This window comes from Cellulomonas fulva (assembly GCF_018531375.1).
GTDB classification, from domain to species: domain Bacteria; phylum Actinomycetota; class Actinomycetes; order Actinomycetales; family Cellulomonadaceae; genus Cellulomonas; species Cellulomonas fulva.
In genome coordinates this window covers 1,402,859-1,418,990 of the sequence record NZ_JAHBOH010000001.1, presented here as the reverse complement: position 1 = coordinate 1,418,990, position 16,132 = coordinate 1,402,859, and the positions used below count along the sequence as shown (strand labels likewise).

The window sequence follows — 16,132 nt, the reverse complement described above, 5'->3', positions numbered from 1 at the left end:
GTCCGGTCCGAACCCCGCGTCGCCTGAACCCGAGCTCCGGCAAGGGAGAGCGCGGCGATCCCACCACCCCCGGTGCTGGTCGCGGTCCGGGGTCGGCGCGCGGGGTGCGCGGTCGCGTCGTAGCGTCGAGGGCGTCCCCGCGAAGCGAAGGAGATCTCCGTGCGCAGCAACGACGTCCTGGCGGACGGCTTCGGCCGGATCGTCGACCTGGTCCGGCACGCGCTCGACGGGGTCGACGAGGCGGACCTCACGCGCCGCGTCGACCCGCAGGCCAACACGCTGGCGTGGCTCGCCTGGCACATCGCGCGCGGCCAGGACGCGCAGATCGCGCCGCTCGCCGGCAGCGAGCAGGTCTGGACGTCACGCGGCTGGGCGGACCGCTTCGACCTGCCGTTCGGCGCGGACGCGAACGGGTACGGCCAGACGTCCGACGAGGTCGCTCAGGTCCGCGCGTCCGGCGCGCTGCTGCTGGGCTACCTGCAGGACACGACGGACGTCACGCTCGCCTACCTCGAGCGGCTCCAGGACGACGACCTCGACGTCGTCGTCGACGAGGGCTGGGACCCGCCGGTGACCCTCGGCACGCGCCTGGTGAGCATCCTCGCCGACGACCTGGAGCACGCCGGTCAGGCCGGCTACCTGCGCGGGCTGCTCGACCGCGCGCGCTGACGCGGCCGTCACCGGCCGGCGTGCGCCACGCACGTCGTCGCGGTCGGCCGTGCCGCGAGCCGGGCGGGGTCGATGGGCTCGCCGCCGACCACGCACCGGCCGTACGTGCCCTCGTCGAGCCGACCGAGCGCGGCGTCGACCTCCTTCAGCCGCCGCCCCACGTCGGCGACGAGGGTGTCGAGCTGGGCCCGCTCGAACGCGATCGTCTGACCCTCCGGGTCGTGCTCGTCGTCGATGTTGGCGCCGCGGGCGGACTCGACCAGATCGGACCGCGACGCCCCCAGCCCGACCAGCCGGTCGAGCGCCTCCGCGCGCAGCGCGAGCAGCCGATACCGCACCTCGTCGGGCACGTCCTCACCTCTCCCCGCGGCTGTGACCTGCGGCCGTCCAGCCTCCCCCGATCCTGCGGCCCGCCGCGCACGTCCGCACCCCGCCGCGCGCACGCGGCACCGGCGCCCGTGGCGCTCAACCCGCGGGAGCTGCCTGCCGATGGGGCAGTGACGCCGCCCGCGTGGGCTGCCCTGACGACGAGGACCCGACGAGGACCCGATGAGCACGCAGACGCCGCCCCCGGGGTGGTACCCCGACCCCGCCACGCCGACGATGCTGCGGTGGTTCGACGGCACCTCCTGGACCCCGCACGCGGTCCCGGCGGGTCCTCTGCCGGCCCGGCCCGGCCCGAAGCGCTGGTCGGGCGCGAAGACTGCGGCGGTGCTGTCCCTGGGGGCGGTGGCGTTCGTCGTGGCGCTCGGTGTGATGGCCGCGATCGCCGTCCCGGTGTTCCTGAACCAGCAGCGCAACGACGCCTTCGCCGCCGCCGTCGAGACCGCGACGTGCGAGCAGGTGGTGCAGGAGGCCGTCGAGCTCTCCCACCGCGGCCTGCAGGACGGCCAGATCGGCCTCGCGTCGGTGGTCGGTGCGCAGGTGACGAAGGACGAGCGGTCGACCGCGCGGCCCCCGACGGGCGGAGGAGCCACCTACCTCATGACCTGCCAAGGCATCGGCACCTGGGACGACGGGAGCACGGACATCATCCGTCTCTCGCTCTCCGTGGACGCCGCGGGCAGGCACGTGATCGCGGACGCGACCGCGACGACGTGACCGCGGACCGTCGGCGGCACGAAGGTCCGGGAGGATCCACCCTGCGGACACCCAGCGTGCCCGGGTCGGGGCTTGCGGGGTACGCCCTCTAGAGTGGCCCCGTGATCTTCAAGGCGGTGGGCGAGGGCAGGCCCTACCCGGACCACGGGCTCGAGACGCCCAAGCAGTGGGCCGAGGTGCCGCCGCGCCAGGTCCGGCTCGACGAGCTCGTGACCACCAAGCGCACCCTCGACCTGGGCAACCTGCTCTCCGAGGACTCGACCTTCTACGGCGACCTGTTCGCGCACGTCGTGCAGTACAAGGGCGTGATGTACCTCGAGGACGGCCTGCACCGGGCGGTGCGCGCAGCGCTGCAGCAGCGCGCCATGCTCCACGCGCGCGTGCTGGTGATCGAGTGAGCGACGCCGACCGGGCGCGGTCGCTGCGGCGCCGCCACATGCACGAGCGCCAGGCGGTCGTGTTCGGCGTGCTGCTCGCCGCGATGGCCGTCATCGGGCTGGGCGCCGCCGCGGTCTACACCGGGAGCCTGAGCCTGCCGTTCGTCGAGGAAGAGTTCCAGGCGGAGCCCACCCCGACCATCGCCGCGGCCACCTTCCCGTGCCCGCCCGAGGGCGCGAAGGCGGAGCCGTACAGCGTCATCACCGTCAACGTGTACAACACGACGGAGACGAGCGGCCTGGCCGCGACGACCATGGACGCGCTCGTCGCACGGGACTTCAAGCCGGGCACCACCGGGAACCTGCCGGAGTACGCGGGTACCGCCCAGGTCGTCACCGGGGTCGCCAGCGTCGCCCGGGCCTACACGCTCGCCGCGCAGGTCGAGGGCGCTCAGCTGGTGCTGGACGCCCGCACCGGCGGCTCCGTGGACCTGGTCCTGGGGACTGCGTACACCGGGCTGCTCGAGCCGGACCAGGTCGCGCTGGACCCCGAGGCACCGCTCGAGTCCCCGAAGGGCTGCACGCCGTTCGAGCAGCTCGTCGACCCGGAGACGGGCGCCAGCAAGGCGCCGACGAGCGCGGCGACCGAGGGCTGATCCCCGCCGCACCACGCGGGAGCCTGCGGTCGGTGGCCCGGCGGGGCCCGGACGGGTCGCCCGTGCGCGTCGGGTCAGTGCGCGCGGGCGTCCTCCACGATCCCCTCGTCGCCCCCGGGCGCGGACGCGGGTGACGCCGGCTCGAACGTGGTGCCGCGCCACCGGGCCAGCACCCGCATCAGGTGGTAGAGCACGATCGCCGCGGCGGTGCCGAGTGCGATCCCCTCGAACTGCAGGTCGCCCCACCGGAACGAGAAGTTGGCGATCCCGATCACGAGCGCCACGGCGGCCGGCATGAGGTTCACCGGGTCGGAGAAGTCGACCCTGTTCTGGATCCAGATGCGGGCACCGAGCAGGCCGATCATCCCGTAGAGCAGCGTCGCGGCGCCCCCGATGACGCCCGGGGGCACGGTGGCGACGGCGGCACCGAACCGGGGCGACATCGCGAGGACGAGGGCACCGAGCCCGGCGACCCAGTAGGCCGCCGTCGAGTAGACGCGGGTGGCGGCCATGACGCCGATGTTCTCGGCGTAGGTGGTGGTCCCGGAACCGCCGCCCAGGCCTGCGAGCGTCGTCGCGAGGCCGTCGCCGATCAGGGCCCGCCCCGTCACCGGGTCGAGGTCCTTGCCGGTCATCGCGGTCACGGACTTCAGGTGACCGATGTTCTCGGCGACGAGCACGAGCACCACGGGCACGAACAGCACCAGGACGCCGGTCTCGAACCGCGGGGTGACGAAGGTCGGCAGACCGACCCAGTCGGCCTCGCGCAGCGCCGCGAAGTCGACCTCGCCGCGGAGCACCGCGACCCCGTAGCCGACGGCCACGCCGACGAGGATCGACAGGCGGCCGAGGATGCCGCGGAAGAGCACCGCGCTCAGCAGGATCGCGCCGAGCGTGCAGGTCGCGGTGACCGGGGCCGCCCGGAAGCCGCTGTCCTCGTTCGCGCCCCACGCCGCCGGCGCGAGGTTGAACCCGATCAGCGCGACGATCGTGCCCGTGACGACGGGTGGCATGGTCACCTCGATCCACCGCGTGCCCGCGAGGTGGACGACGACGCCGACGACGGTCAGCAGCACGCCCGTGACCAGGATCCCGCCCACCGCGGCGGACTGGCCGCCGCTCGCCGTCGCGGCGAGGATCGGCGCGATGAACGCGAAGCTGGAGCCGAGATAGCTCGGCACCCGGTTGCGGGTGACCACGAGGAACAGCAGGGTGCCGACGGCGGAGAAGAACAGCGTCGTCTGCGGCGAGAACCCGGTCAGCAGCGGGACCAGGAACGTGGCACCGAACATCGCCACCACGTGCTGCAGCCCGATGCCGATCGTGCGCGGCCAGGACAGCCGCTCGTCGGGCCCGACCACCTGCCCGGGGACCACCGCGCGGCCGTCGCCGTGCACCTGCCAACCGGCCACCGTTCCTCCGTCTCCCCCGGCCGTGGCCGGACGCTCCGGGCCGGTCCCGTCCCCGGCCGCCTGGACGGACCCTAGCGCCGCGCTCGACGAGCGGGCGCCGTCTCGTCGTGCCACTGTCGGGGTAGACCAGCCGACGAGCTGGCCCGAGCACCCGGAGGCCGACGATGACCGAGAACGAAGGGACCGAGGTCCCGACCACCGCGCACGTGATCCCCGGCGGCGCGCCGGACCCCGTCAAGAGCACCGCACCGCAGGCCCCTCCCGCACCCGACGACGTCGAGGACGTCGACGCGCAGCTCCTCGAGGAGCGGCCGGCCGTGCTGCCGCCCGCCGGACCGATGACGGGGGTCGTGCCGCCGCCGTCGGCCACCGGACGCTGAGGCGGGCCCGCGGGGTCTTTGGGTACGGTCGGGGCTGACTGCCGCGCTCGTCCCTGGAGGCCCCGCTGGACCGCATGCTGCGCTCGCCGCTCGCGCTGTGGGCGGCGTTCGCGCTGGTGCACGGCTGGCTGATCGTCGTCGGGGTCTTCTGGCTCCCGACCGACACGTTCTGGGACATCGACCTGTACCGCTGGTGGATGTGGCAGGGCCTGCACGACGGCGTGTGGCCGGTGCTGTCCGGACCATGGGTCTACCCCGCCGGCGCCGTCGTGCCCATGTTCGCCGCCGCGCTGGGCGGGACCGGGTACGGCGCGGGCTACTCGCTGGCGTGGAGCCTGTGGCTCACCGTCTTCGACGCGCTGGGCGTCCTGGCGCTGACGCACGCCCCGCGCGTGGCCGGCCACCGGCACGCGGCGCGCACGCTCGTGGGCGCCTGGTGGTGGGTGGCGTTCACGGCGCTGCTCGGTCCGGTCGCGATGGGGCGGCTCGACGCGGTGGTCGCGCCGCTCGTCGTCGGCGCCCTGGTCCTCGCGCTGCGGCACCCCCGCGTCGCGTCCGCGCTGCTGACCGCGGGCGCCTGGGTCAAGGTCGCGCCCGGCGCGCTGCTCCTGCCGCTCTGGCTCGTCGTGCGGCGCACCCGCGACGTCGTGGTCCCTGCCGTGCTGGTCTCGGCGGGCGTCGTGCTCGCGGTCGCGCTGGGCGGTGGGCTCGCGCACGTGCTCTCGTTCCTCACGGAGCAGGACCAGCGCGGGCTGCAGATCGAGGCCGTCGGCGCCACCCCGTGGGTGGTCGCGAGCCTGTGGCGGCCGGACATCGAGCTGCTCCTGAACGAGCAGCTGATCACGTGGGAGGTGTCCGGCCCGGGCGCCCAGGCGGCCGCCGACGTCCTGGGCGCGCTGTTCTACCTGGGTCTCGCGGCCGCGGCCGCGTTCCTCTGGTGGTGCCGCACGCGCCTGGGGGCACGCCTGTGGTCCGACGAGACCGCGCGTGCCCAGCTCCTGCTGCGCGGGGCGCTGCTGGTGGCGACCCTGCTCATCGTCCTCAACAAGGTGGGGTCGCCGCAGTACGTCGGCTGGATCGCGCCGCCCGTCGCCGTGGCGCTCGCGCTGCGGCTGCCGGGGTGGGGGCGCACCGCCGCGCTCGTGGCCGGGATCGCGGCGGCGACGCAGGTGGTGTTCCCGTGGGGCTACGCCCAGATCACCGGGGGCGGCGCGGGCGTCACCCTGGTGCTCGTCGCGCGCAACGTGGCGCTGGTCGCCCTCGTCGTGCTCGTCGTGCGCGGGCTGCTCCGGGACACGTCCCCGCCGGACGACGCGGCACCCGCGACCAGCGAGCTCGTCACCGGCGAGCCCGCCGCGCTCGAGCCCGGGGCGGTGGCCGCCCACGCGCCCGAGCGGGCGGGCGACCCTCAGCCGAGCTGAGGGGCCACCTGGTCCGCGACCAGCGCGAGGTGGTCCAGGTCCGTCAGGTCGAGCACCTGGAGGTAGGCCCGCGACGCGCCCTGCTCGCGCAGCCAGGACAGCCGGTCCACGACCTCGGCCGGCGTCCCCGCGAGCCCGTGCTCGCGCAGCTCGTCGGGCTCGCGGCCGATCGCCTCGGCGCGACGCCGGAATTCGGCCTCGTCGCGGCCGACGCACAGCACCAGAGCCGCGGAGAGCACCAGGTCGTCGGCCGGGCGGTCCACCGCCTCGCACGCCGCGCGCGCCGTCGCGAACTTGTCCGCGACGGTGCCGAGCTCCGGGAACGCCAGGTTGAACTCGCTCGCGAACCGCGCGGCGAGCGCGGGCGTGCGCCGCGGGCCGTTGCCGCCGACGATCACCGGGACGCCCGCACGGCCGCGTGCCTCCTGCACGGGCTTGGGCAGGCCCGGGGCGTCGGTGAGCGTGTAGTGCTCGCCCGCGAACGAGTACCGCTCCCCCACGGGCGTGCCCCAGAGGCCGGTCACGATCTCGAGCTGCTCCTCGAGCAGCCCGAACCGCTTGGCCGGGAACGGGATGCCGTACGCGGCGTGCTCCTCGGCGAACCACCCCGTGCCGAGGCCGAGCTCCACGCGGCCGCCGGACATCTGGTCCACCTGCGCCACCTGGATCGCCAGCAGCCCCGGGTAGCGGTACGTCACGGACGAGACGAGCGTGCCGAGGCGGATCCGCGACGTCTCGCGCGCCAGACCCGCGAGCGTGGTCCACGCGTCGGTCGGGCCGGGCAGGCCGTCTCCGTCGCCCATGCGCAGGTAGTGGTCGGAGCGGAAGAAGGCGTCGAAGCCCAGGTCCTCGGTGGCGCGGGCGACCGCGAGCAGGTCGTCGTAGGAGGCGCCCTGCTGGGGCTCGGTGAACACGCGGAGCTGCATCGTCATCTCGGGGTCGTCGTCCTTCTCGTCGTGGTGCTCGTGCTGGTGCTGGTGCTGGTCCTGGTGGTGCGGGTGCGGGTGGTGGTGCGGGTGCGCGGGCGCCGCTGGCACCGTGGGCAGCGGTAGAGCTTGCGGGCCGCCATGTCCTCGACGACGACGGGCGTCCCGCACACGCGGCACGGCTCGCCGGCGCGGCCGTACACCCAGTGCCGCAGCGTCGGGTCGGCCCGCGCGGCCTGGCGCTGGTCCGGGGTCAGGTCCTCGCGCGTGATGATCATGCCGTCGGCGATGCCGTCCGCCAGCAGCGCCGCCCAGTCCGTCCAGAGCGCCGCCGCCGTGCGCTCCGGCACGTCCCGGCCCGGCGTCCGCGGGTCCAGGCGCGCGCGGAACAGCAGCACGGCGCGGTAGATGTTGCCGACGCCGGCCACCACCGACTGGTCCATGAGCAGCTGGCCCACCGCGACGTTCCGGGCGCGCAGGCGCCGCACCACCTCGCGGCCCGCCGCGGTCCGCTCGTCGTCCCCGGTGAGCGTGGCGGGGTCCGGACCCAGGCGCGCCAGCACCGCCTCCGCGCCCGCGGGGTCCAGCACCTCGCACGCCGAGGGTCCGCGCAGGTCCGCGACCGTCTCGGACGTGGCGAGCCGCACGCGCACCTGGCCCACCGGCTCCGGCGGGAAGGCCTGGTGCAACGTGGCGACCAGCCCACCCTCGTCGGCCGGCTGCTCGCGCTCGTCCTCGCCCATCCGCACCGCGCGGCGCAGCCGGGGCGCGCCCATCGAGCCCCACGCGGCCTCGCCCGCGACGAGCGGCGAGAGCCGGCCGTAGAAGTCCCACGCGCCGTACAGGCCCAGGTGCACGCGCAGCACGTCGCCGGAGGCGAACGTCAGGAAGAGCTGCTTGCCGACCGCCGACGAGGCCGCGAGCACCTGGCCGTCGAGCCGCTCCGCCCCCGCCGCGAACCGGCCCTGCGGGGACGTCACCCGCAGCGGACGCCCGACGAGGTCGAGCTCGAGCTGGCGCGCGACGCGGTGGACGGTATGACCTTCGGGCACGCCTCGCAGGTTACGTCAGGCGGGCGACGCGGACCCGGCGGGCCCGGGCGGTCAGGCGGCCGGCTGGGCGCCGATCCGGGCCGCCATCGCGTCGGCGAGCGCCGGCCGCGTCGCGCGCGCCTCGACCTGGGCCTGCGCCTGTGCCTCGGTCCGCGTCTGGGCCTGCTCGAGCACGTCGGTGATCTCCGGGCCGATGAGCTCGTGCCGCTCCAGCAGCGCGTCCCGCAGCGCCTCGACCAGGTGCCGGTGCCGCGACAGCAGCCGCCGGACGCTGCTGCGCGCGTCGTCCAGCACGCCCTCGAGCTGCTCGCGCGCCGCGTTGTCCGCGAGGACCGCGCTGACCAGGTCGCGGTCGGCGGCCAGGAAGGACACCAGCGACCCCGTCATCCCCGCGGCGCCGACCATCTGCGCCGCCGTGCGGGTCGCGGCCGCGAGGTCGCTCGCGGGGCCGGTCGAGGTGTGCCCGAAGAACAGCTCCTCGGCCACCCAGCCGCCCATCGCGATCTGCACGAGCGCCTGCAGGTCGTACTGCGAGTGCGTCCAGACCTCCTCGCAGTCGCCGTGCGCGAGCAGGCCGAGCGCCTCTCCTCGTCGGATGATCGTCAGGACCTCGAGCGTGCGGTTCGGCGCCACCAGCCAGGCGACCGTCGCGTGGCCGGCCTCGTGCGTCGCGATCAGCCGCTGCTCCGCCTCGGTGTAGCGCACCGGCTGGCCGATGCCGACCATCTCGGTGATGCGCGCCTGCTCGACGTCGTCGAACCGCATCGTCGTCGAGCCGCGGCGCAGCGCGTTGACGAGCGCCTCGTCGAGCAGGTGCTCGATCATGACCGGCGTCCAGCCGTTGGTCGCCGCCGCGATGCGGTCGCGCAGCGCCGGGTCGTCGAGCGAGACCTCGTGCGAGCGGCGCAGCAGGAAGTGGTCGACCAGCGCGCGCCGGCCGTGCGCGTCGGGCGTCGAGAACGTCAGGTGCCGGTCGAACCGCCCGGGCCGCAGCAGCGCGGGGTCGAGCGAGTCGGCGCGGTTGGTCGCGGCGATCAGCAGGATCGGCGCGCGGCCCGGGCGCCGCTGCTTGATCTGGCGGTCGGACGGCAGCAGCAGGTTCACCGCGGCCACCATGCGGTTGTAGAGCTTGTCGCCGCCCGTCGGCTCGTCGAACGACTGCATCTGCACCAGCAGCTCGTTGACGACCCCGCCGGTGCCCTCGGACACCACGGCGTTCGTCACGATGCCGCCCGCCGCCGGGGCGCCGGAGACCGGCGAGGGGACCGTCGACGAGACGCAGGCGCTCGCCGCCGACGGCCCGTACGCCGGCGCCGCCCCGGCCACCATGCCGCCGCGGCGCAGCGCGATCGCGTCGATCTCCTCGATGAAGCCGATCGCCCCGCCCTCGCGGCGCGCGGTGGCCCGCAGGGCCTTGAAGTAGGAGCGGATCTTGCGCGCGGTGGCGCCGTAGTACATCGACTGGAACGACGTCGCGGACACGAACAGGAACGGCACGCCCGCCTCGGCCGCCATCGCCTTCGCGGTCATCGTCTTGCCCGTGCCGGGCAGCCCCTCGAAGAGCAGCCCGCGCCGGGGGGTGCCGCCCATCTGGTCCGCGAACCGGCGGTGCGTCTGGAACAGGTCGATCGACCGGCGCACGTCCTCCTTGACCGGGTCGATGCCGATGACGTCGTCCAGCCGGACGTCGACCTGCTCGGGCCGGTACACCAGGTGCGGCGACCGCGAGGTTCCCACCGTCGTGAGCACGACGATCAGCAGCATCGCGACGAAGAACACGACGATCGTCACCAAGAAGGGGTCGACCGGCGGGAGCTGCGGCAGGAGCGGCCAGCCCGCGAGCGACGCCCCGATCACCCACGCCTCGATCGCGAGGACCACCGCGGCGACCTTGTAGACGCGCCGGCGGCGCATGCGGTCGCGCTCGATCGCGATGTCGTGCGCTCCTTGCCGGATGGGGGACTCCAGCTCGTCGGCCACGGGCTTCTCCTCTCACCAGGCGTCGGCGCGGCTGCCGCACGGCGGTGTCCGCCCATCGTCCGGCCGGGTGAAGGATTCAGCAATATCAGACATATCGGACCACCCGAACGGAGCAAACGGGGCCGCGGTGCGAGCGCTCGCCCGCGACCGCGACCCCGCCTCCGGTCAGACCTCGGTCAGGAGCGACGTGCCTCCGTACGCGCGGTCGAGGAGCGCGAACAGCGCCGTGTCGTACTCCCGGAGCTCCGCCCGCGTGTTGACGTCGTTGTGCACGCCGTCACCCCCGGCCGGCCCCTCGCGGTTGAGGTCGAAGTAGCCCTGCACGCCCTCGGCCCAGTACTCGCTCACGTTGCTGCCCGCGTACGTGTTGTGCCACAGCCCGAGCGAGGTGGCGCGGTCGTACGCGGCGTCCAGAGCCGGGCCGAACTCCGGGTCGGCCGACCGCAGGCCCCATCCGTCGACCGTGTGGCCGAACTCGTGGATGAACACGTTCTCGCCGCCCTCGTCGTCGATCAGGTTCGCCTCGGTGCCGACCGTGAGCGCTCCGCCCATGCCCGCCCAGTAGCGCTCGTCCAGGTCCGTGCCCCACTGCGCGCGCACGTCGGGGATCGAGCTCATCACCTCGCCTCGCGCCACGATCACCACGCGCACGTCACGTCCCACCATCTCCGCGACCGGGTCCACCGGGGCGGTGCGCGCCAGGACCGCGACCTGACGCGCCGCCTCGAGGAGCGTGGAGTCCTCGACCGCGGACGAGCCCAGGACCGGGATCCCGAGCCCCGTCGCCGGGTCCACCGGGCCCGGCACGTACTTGGCGTACCAGGACGTGTCGAGGCCGAACCGCGCGACCACGTCGGCGGGGACCGGCTGCTCCACCGCCGGCTCAGTCGTCGGAGGGGCCGTGGGGGACGCGGTCGGGGCTGGTGCGGGGGTCGATGTCGGCGTTGGCGTTGGCGTTGGCGTCGGGGTCGGCGTCGGGTCCGCCGTCCCCGCGACCCGCACCGGCGTCGCGGACCGGCTCGTCGTCGTGTAGCCCTTGGCCGTGCCCGTCACGGTGACCGTGATCCGCGTGCCGGCGAGGGCGCGCGGGACGGTCAGCGTCCGTGCCGTTGCGCCCGGGACCGCCGTGCCGTCGGCGCTCCACCGGTAGGTCAGCCGCAGCGAGGCCGGCTGCCAGGTACCGGTCTGGGCACGCAGCGTGGCGCCGACCTCGGCGGTCCCGGTGATGGTGGGCGATCCCGCACGGACCGGCCAGGTGCGCGCCGCCGACGTGACCGTGGCGGCCTGGTACCCGTCCCGCGTGCCGGTGATGCGGACCTTGATGTTCCGTCCCACGTGCCATGTCGTCGGCGTGAACGTCTGGTGCGTCGCGCCGGGGATCGCCCGGCCGTTGGCGAACCACTGGTAGGTGACCTTCGTCGGCGCCGGCTTCCAGACGCCGCGCACGGCGGTGAGCGGCCTGCCGACCGCCATCCGGCCGTCGATGGTCGGCTGCGGGGCGTCGAAGACCCCCGTGCGGGTCACCGTGCGGGTGGACCCGGACATCAGCGAGCGCGTCACCAGACCGTCACCGAAGCCGGTGACGCGCACCGACAGCTTCTGACCCACCTGGCCGGCACCCACGACGAAGGTGCGCACGTTGCCGCCCAGGATCGCCGTGCCGCCCGCGTACCACTGGTACGCCAGCCGCACGCCGTCCGGCCCCCACCCGGCCGCCGTGGCCGTCACCCGGCCGCCGACCCGCGGCTCGCCCGTGATCGTGACCGTGCCGGGCACGACCTCCCGCGGGGCGGGCGTGCAGTCGGGCACCGCGGCGGTGACGACGTAGGAGACGACCTGCGCGGCACCCGCGAAGGTGTGGCCCGCGGCCGGCCTCGCGACGAGCGTGATGCTCTCGCCCGGCTCGACGACGAGCGTGCCGGAGACGGCCTCGCCGCCCACGGTGTAGACGACGCCCGCGACCTCCGGGACGGCCAGGGAGCCGTCGACCGCCTCGCCGGCCTCGCACCGCGGCGCGGTGAGCGTCGGTGCGAGCGGCGTGACCGCGACCGGCCCCGACGGCTCGAGCTCGACGGTCCGCGTCTCCTCCTGGTTGCCCGCGAGGTCCTGCGAGCGCACGTGCACGTAGACGGTCGCACCCTCGCCGAGCGAGACGCCGAAGGGCTCCTCGTAGGTGGCCCACATGACGTTCTCGCTCGACTCCGGGTCGCTGCTCGGACCGTAGGAGAACAGCGTCCGGGACAGGCCCGAGCCGGGCTCCGGGTCGGCCGGCGTCAGCGTGAACGTGGCGGAGGTGGCGCCGACGACGTGCTCGACACCCGTCTCCGGAGCGCGCGTGTCCACCCGCAGCGTGCGCTGCGCGTCGCCCGTCCGGTCGTCGGCGTCCGTCGCGCGGGCCGCTACGACGACCTCGCCCTGCGCCTCGACCGGCACCGGCTCGGTGTACGGCTGCCAGTCGCCCTCGCCGATGCGCAGCTCGACCTGCTCGACGGGTGCGCCGCCCTCGACCACCCGCACGCTGACCTCGGGCGCGCTGGTGTACCAGCCCGACGAGGCGGGCGCGGCGTCGACGTCGACGACGACACCGGGCGCCTGGTCGTCGACCACGGGCGCGACGACCCAGACCGTGCACTCGACCGGCGGCTCGAACCCGTCGGCCACGCCCTCGACCGCGAAGAAGGACTCCGCGTCGGCGTAGTCCGCCGGGTCCGGGGTCTCCCAGGTGACCGGGTTGGTCGAGTCGGCCGAGCCGTCCGCGTGCCACGCGACGACGGTGCGCGCACAGACCGGGGCGACGCCGGGCGTCGTGATCGTCGTGGTGTGGTCGACCTCCTCGACCGGGGAGTCCAGGTCCGCCACGACGTGCACCGTCGCGAGCAGGTCCTGGTCGCCCGCGGTGCCCGCGACCTCGGCCGTGCCCAGCGCGTCGACGTCGTCCGCCGTGACGGCGTCCCACTCGGCGTCGACGTAGGTCAGCGGGCCGTCCTCGGGCAGGACCCAGACCTCGTCGGGCAGCGTCGGAACGTCCCCCACGGTGGTGCGCACGGCGACGTCCTCGACCGCGATCGGCGCGTCGGGGTCGACGGGCTCCTCGGGCTCGGTGCCGCCGGTCCCCCAGGCCTGCCACTCGGTCGCGGCGACCGCGTAGTACGGGTCCGGCGTGCCGCGCTCCTGCGCGTCGAGGACCAGGCGCAGCGCCGTCGTCGTGACCGGCGTGAAGGTGACCTCGTTGGGGCCGAGGACCACCCCGGTGCCCGTCGCGATCGGGTACGTCGCGACGTCGACGGGCTGGAACTCGCCCTCGGCGTCCTTGTACTCCAGGTGCCAGGCCTCGGGGCTCAGGACGTTGCCCGCGCTGGCCGCGTCGTTCCAGAACCACACCGCCGACCGGTCGACCGTCACCGGCCACTGCCAGTCGTACTGCGCCCAGTGCTGCGCCTCGAACTCGCCGTACGTGCCCCAGACCGAGCCGTGCCCGTCCGGCGTCGCCTCGGTCCCGTCGTTGAGCGCCGACGCCTTGTTCCAGCCGGGCACGTAGCTGACCGTCACCTCGCCGAGCAGCGCGACGTTGGACGCGACGGCCTCGTCCGCCGCCGCGAGCGCGGCGGGCACCGCCGAGGCCCGCGGGCTCGTCGTCCCCGGGGCCACGTGCGGAACGGCGGCCTGCGGCACGCCGGCGGACGCGGACGTCCCGACGAGCGCGCCCGTCGCGACGAGCGCGGCGGACGCGAGGCCGGCGACGAGCCGGCGCGCGCCCGCCCTCATCGGGTCACCGCCGCACGCTCGAACGGCGCGCGGGCGGCGGCGACCAGCACCTTCTGCCGGTCCCGTGCGCTCATCAGCCGTTCCGCGACCCACGCCGTGGACGTGGTCTGCACACGCTCGAGGAAGGCCTGCCGGTCCGCGAACGGGGCGGCGCTCCACACCTCGTCGAGGAAGGACGTGCCGTCCGCGCGCGTCGGGTTGCTCGCGCCCGAGTCGACGCCCGCGAACGTCACCTTCCTCTCCGAGCGCTGGACGTACATGTGGTACGCCACGTCCTGGCCGGAGAAGGCGGGCTCGAACCGCTGCGAGCCGAGGCTCACGTAGCCGTCCTCGTCGACCGTGACGCCGCGCGAGAGCGTGCCGTCGAGGCCCATGCGGTCGTAGAGCGAGACCTGCAGGTACTTGCTCGAGGTGCTCAGCGCGGAGAGCACCACCGGGCCGCGCTGGAGCGACTGGATGTCCGCGCGGTCGACGGTCGGCTCGGCGCGCAGCGGCAGTGCGATGGTGAGCGTCACCTCGTCGCCCGTGGCCCAGGTGCGGTCCAGGGACAGGTAGCTGCCCGGCGTGGCGCTGCCGTCCGCGGTGCCGGCGACCGTGCTGCCGTTGACGGCGACGACGAACGACGTGGCCCAGCCGGGCACGCGCAGGCGCAGGTCGAGGTCGCCCGAGCCCTCCGCGATCCGGAGCGTGACGGTCTCGTCGTTCGGGTAGTCGCCCTCCTGCACGATGCGCAGGCCGCGGGACGCCCAGCGCAGCTCCGACGCGATGTACAGGTTGACCCACAGCGCCGAGTCGTCGGCGGAGCGGAACCAGATCGAGTCCTGGTACTTGACCGGGCTCTCGAGCCCGGTGCCGCCGCAGCACGTGCCGATGTTGCCGTTGCCGTACTCCTTCCGGGCGCCCGGCCCGACGGGGTACATGTACAGGTTCTGCGGGCTCGTCGTGGACGCCTGGTCCCGCTTGCCGCCCAGGATGTGGTTGAGCACCGTGCGCTCGTAGTAGTCCATGTAGCCGGCGTCCTGCTGCTCGAAGAACAGCGTCCGCGCGACCTTGAGCATGTTGTACGCGGCGCAGGACTCGGCGTTGCGGGGGCCGATGTCGCCGGCCACCGTGTTCGCCGGGCCCCACATCTCGCCCTCGCCCGTGCCGCCGTGCGCGTACATGCGGCCGGGCACGATCATCCCGAAGAAGTTCCGCGCCGCGGCCGAGTAGGTCGCGTCCCCGGTCCAGGACCCGAGCTTGGCGTAGCCGACGAACGTCGGGATGTGCATGTTGGCGTGCTTGCCGTTGAGCGTGTCGCGGTCCTCCGCGCACGCCGTGACCAGCGAGCGCAGGTCGAACAACGCGGAGGCCGCCAGGAAGTCGTCCCGGTCGTCGGCGGCGGACAGCGTGTACAGGTCGACGAGCGCGTCGTTCATGCCGCCCGCCTCACCGCCGATGTAGATGCCCCACATCCGCTCGAGCTGCGCGGGCGTGCACGCCGACAGGCGCGCGTGGGTCCAGCGGCCCAGGCCCTCGGCGAGCTCGAGCGCGAGCGGGTTGGCCGTGTAGCGGTACGCGTCCAGCAGGCCGGCGAGGATCTTGTGGCACGTGTACCAGGGCGCCCAGATCTCGCCGTAGGGCGCGTACGCCTCGAGCGCGCTGAACTGCCACTCCCCGTACGCGGCGAGGAACCCGGGGTGGGAGTACCGGCCCGTGGCCGCGAGCGCCGCGCGGCACTCCTCGAGGCCGTCGACGAATGCGTCGACCTTGGCCAGGATCGCGTCGTCGCCCGTGGTCGCGTAGGCCATCGCGAGCATGGACAGGAAGTGACCGCCGTAGTGGCCGCGCAGCAGACCGCCGGCCCCCCGCGTGTTCTGCCCGCGCACGTAGTCGTCGGGTCCCCAGCGCTGCTCGTCGGGCGCGGGGCCGAGCTCCTCCCACCCGCCGGGCGCGGTGGCGCCCTTGACGTCCAGGCCCGCGTTGCGACGGAACACGACGAGCACGCGGTCGACCGGGTAGGCGCGCGCGAGGTCCACCATCTGCTGCTGCGCGCGCGTGAAGACGCTGTCGCCGAGCGAGACGTCGGTGAGCCCGAACGGCCGGACCGTCCACGAGTCGGGGTACGCGGGCGTGCTCTCCGCCGCGGCGAGCGCGCGGACCGCACGCGAGCGGACCGCAGTCCGCGCAGCGGACGGCACCGAGCCGAAGGCGGAGGACGCGGGCACGACGCCCGCGAGCCCGACGGCGGCCGTGGCCAGCGCGCCCGCGCGCAGGACCGAGCGGCGGCTCAGCCGGCGTGCGGCGAGGCTCGTGGTCACGGGCGCGGGCCCGCCCGGGGGGCGGGCCGCGTCGTGCGCGCAGTCGGACAGGTCGTGGTGGTGCTCCATGTGCCCTCTCCCGTGGTCGACGTT

Annotated in this window: 13 protein-coding genes; 6 read left to right on the top strand and 7 right to left on the bottom strand. The window is 74.6% G+C overall.

Features of this window, described 5'->3' with window-relative positions; all coding sequences use genetic code 11:
- Positions 1 to 159 precede the first annotated feature (159 nt).
- Positions 160 to 669 (top strand): mycothiol transferase, encoded by a 510-nt coding sequence (locus tag KIN34_RS06285; protein ID WP_214348205.1) that lies wholly within the window; start codon positions 160 to 162, stop codon positions 667 to 669.
- An 8-nt stretch (positions 670 to 677) separates the two neighbouring features.
- Here the strand turns inward: KIN34_RS06285 and KIN34_RS06280 are convergent, their stop codons facing one another.
- Positions 678 to 1,019 (bottom strand): TraR/DksA family transcriptional regulator, encoded by a 342-nt coding sequence (locus KIN34_RS06280; protein ID WP_214348203.1) that lies wholly within the window; start codon positions 1,017 to 1,019, stop codon positions 678 to 680.
- Between the two features lie 199 nt (positions 1,020 to 1,218).
- On the opposite strand from KIN34_RS06280, the gene KIN34_RS06275 reads away from it, so the two are divergent.
- The 3 genes from KIN34_RS06275 to KIN34_RS06265 all read left to right on the top strand — a co-directional run bounded on the left by KIN34_RS06275 (position 1,219) and on the right by KIN34_RS06265 (position 2,803).
- Complete coding sequence (locus tag KIN34_RS06275; protein WP_214348199.1) at positions 1,219 to 1,770, top strand: DUF2510 domain-containing protein; 552 nt, start codon at positions 1,219 to 1,221, stop codon at positions 1,768 to 1,770.
- 101 nt (positions 1,771 to 1,871) lie between these two features.
- A complete protein-coding gene (locus tag KIN34_RS06270) occupies positions 1,872 to 2,168 on the top strand; it encodes a type II toxin-antitoxin system VapB family antitoxin (RefSeq protein WP_214348196.1) in 297 nt (98 codons plus the stop codon).
- Complete coding sequence (locus tag KIN34_RS06265) at positions 2,165 to 2,803, top strand: LytR C-terminal domain-containing protein (protein ID WP_214348193.1); 639 nt, start codon at positions 2,165 to 2,167, stop codon at positions 2,801 to 2,803. Before KIN34_RS06270 ends, KIN34_RS06265 begins: the two co-directional genes overlap by 4 nt.
- Positions 2,804 to 2,877: 74 nt before the next feature.
- On the opposite strand, the gene KIN34_RS06260 is transcribed toward KIN34_RS06265, so the two are convergent.
- Positions 2,878 to 4,215, bottom strand: a complete 1,338-nt coding sequence (locus KIN34_RS06260) for a uracil-xanthine permease family protein (RefSeq protein ID WP_214348190.1) — start codon at positions 4,213 to 4,215, stop codon at positions 2,878 to 2,880.
- Positions 4,216 to 4,379: 164 nt separating this feature from the next.
- On the opposite strand from KIN34_RS06260, the gene KIN34_RS06255 reads away from it, so the two are divergent.
- Together KIN34_RS06255 and KIN34_RS06250 are read left to right on the top strand one after the other, a co-directional pair.
- Positions 4,380 to 4,595, top strand: a complete 216-nt coding sequence (locus KIN34_RS06255; RefSeq protein WP_214348187.1) for a hypothetical protein — start codon at positions 4,380 to 4,382, stop codon at positions 4,593 to 4,595.
- Between the two features lie 74 nt (positions 4,596 to 4,669).
- Positions 4,670 to 6,016 carry a glycosyltransferase 87 family protein gene (locus tag KIN34_RS06250; RefSeq protein WP_214348184.1) on the top strand — a complete coding sequence of 449 codons (1,347 nt, stop codon included), beginning with the start codon at positions 4,670 to 4,672 and terminating at the stop codon, positions 6,014 to 6,016.
- Here the strand turns inward: KIN34_RS06250 and KIN34_RS06245 are convergent.
- The 5 genes from KIN34_RS06245 to KIN34_RS06225 form a co-directional block, all read right to left on the bottom strand.
- On the bottom strand, positions 6,004 to 6,942 hold the full coding sequence (locus KIN34_RS06245; protein WP_214351852.1) for an LLM class F420-dependent oxidoreductase: 939 nt from the start codon (positions 6,940 to 6,942) through the stop codon (positions 6,004 to 6,006). The genes KIN34_RS06250 and KIN34_RS06245 overlap by 13 nt on opposite strands.
- A 2-nt stretch (positions 6,943 to 6,944) precedes the next feature.
- The gene (locus KIN34_RS06240) at positions 6,945 to 7,994 is read right to left on the bottom strand and encodes an Fpg/Nei family DNA glycosylase (RefSeq protein ID WP_214348181.1); all 1,050 of its coding nucleotides are present in this window, start codon (positions 7,992 to 7,994) and stop codon (positions 6,945 to 6,947) included.
- A 51-nt stretch (positions 7,995 to 8,045) separates the two neighbouring features.
- Positions 8,046 to 9,974, bottom strand: coding sequence for an AAA family ATPase (locus KIN34_RS06235; RefSeq protein WP_214348178.1), 1,929 nt, complete (start codon positions 9,972 to 9,974; stop codon positions 8,046 to 8,048).
- Between the two features lie 165 nt (positions 9,975 to 10,139).
- The gene (locus KIN34_RS06230) at positions 10,140 to 13,739 is read right to left on the bottom strand and encodes an Ig-like domain-containing protein (RefSeq protein ID WP_214348175.1); all 3,600 of its coding nucleotides are present in this window, start codon (positions 13,737 to 13,739) and stop codon (positions 10,140 to 10,142) included.
- Positions 13,736 to 16,108, bottom strand: a complete 2,373-nt coding sequence (locus KIN34_RS06225) for a beta-L-arabinofuranosidase domain-containing protein (protein WP_214348172.1) — start codon at positions 16,106 to 16,108, stop codon at positions 13,736 to 13,738. Before KIN34_RS06225 ends, KIN34_RS06230 begins: the two co-directional genes overlap by 4 nt.
- Between the last annotated feature and the right edge of the window lie 24 nt (positions 16,109 to 16,132).

Excerpts from the sequence above, each read along its gene's own strand:
- KIN34_RS06275 (WP_214348199.1), top strand. The coding sequence starts at position 1,219 with ATGAGCACGCAGACGCCGCCCCCGGGGTGGTACCCCGACCCCGCCACG.
- KIN34_RS06255 (WP_214348187.1), top strand. The coding sequence starts at position 4,380 with ATGACCGAGAACGAAGGGACCGAGGTCCCGACCACCGCGCACGTGATC.
- KIN34_RS06250 (WP_214348184.1), top strand. The coding sequence starts at position 4,670 with ATGCTGCGCTCGCCGCTCGCGCTGTGGGCGGCGTTCGCGCTGGTGCAC.
- KIN34_RS06245 (WP_214351852.1), bottom strand. The coding sequence starts at position 6,942 with ATGCAGCTCCGCGTGTTCACCGAGCCCCAGCAGGGCGCCTCCTACGAC.
- KIN34_RS06230 (WP_214348175.1), bottom strand. The coding sequence starts at position 13,739 with ATGAGGGCGGGCGCGCGCCGGCTCGTCGCCGGCCTCGCGTCCGCCGCG.
- KIN34_RS06225 (WP_214348172.1), bottom strand. The coding sequence starts at position 16,108 with ATGGAGCACCACCACGACCTGTCCGACTGCGCGCACGACGCGGCCCGC.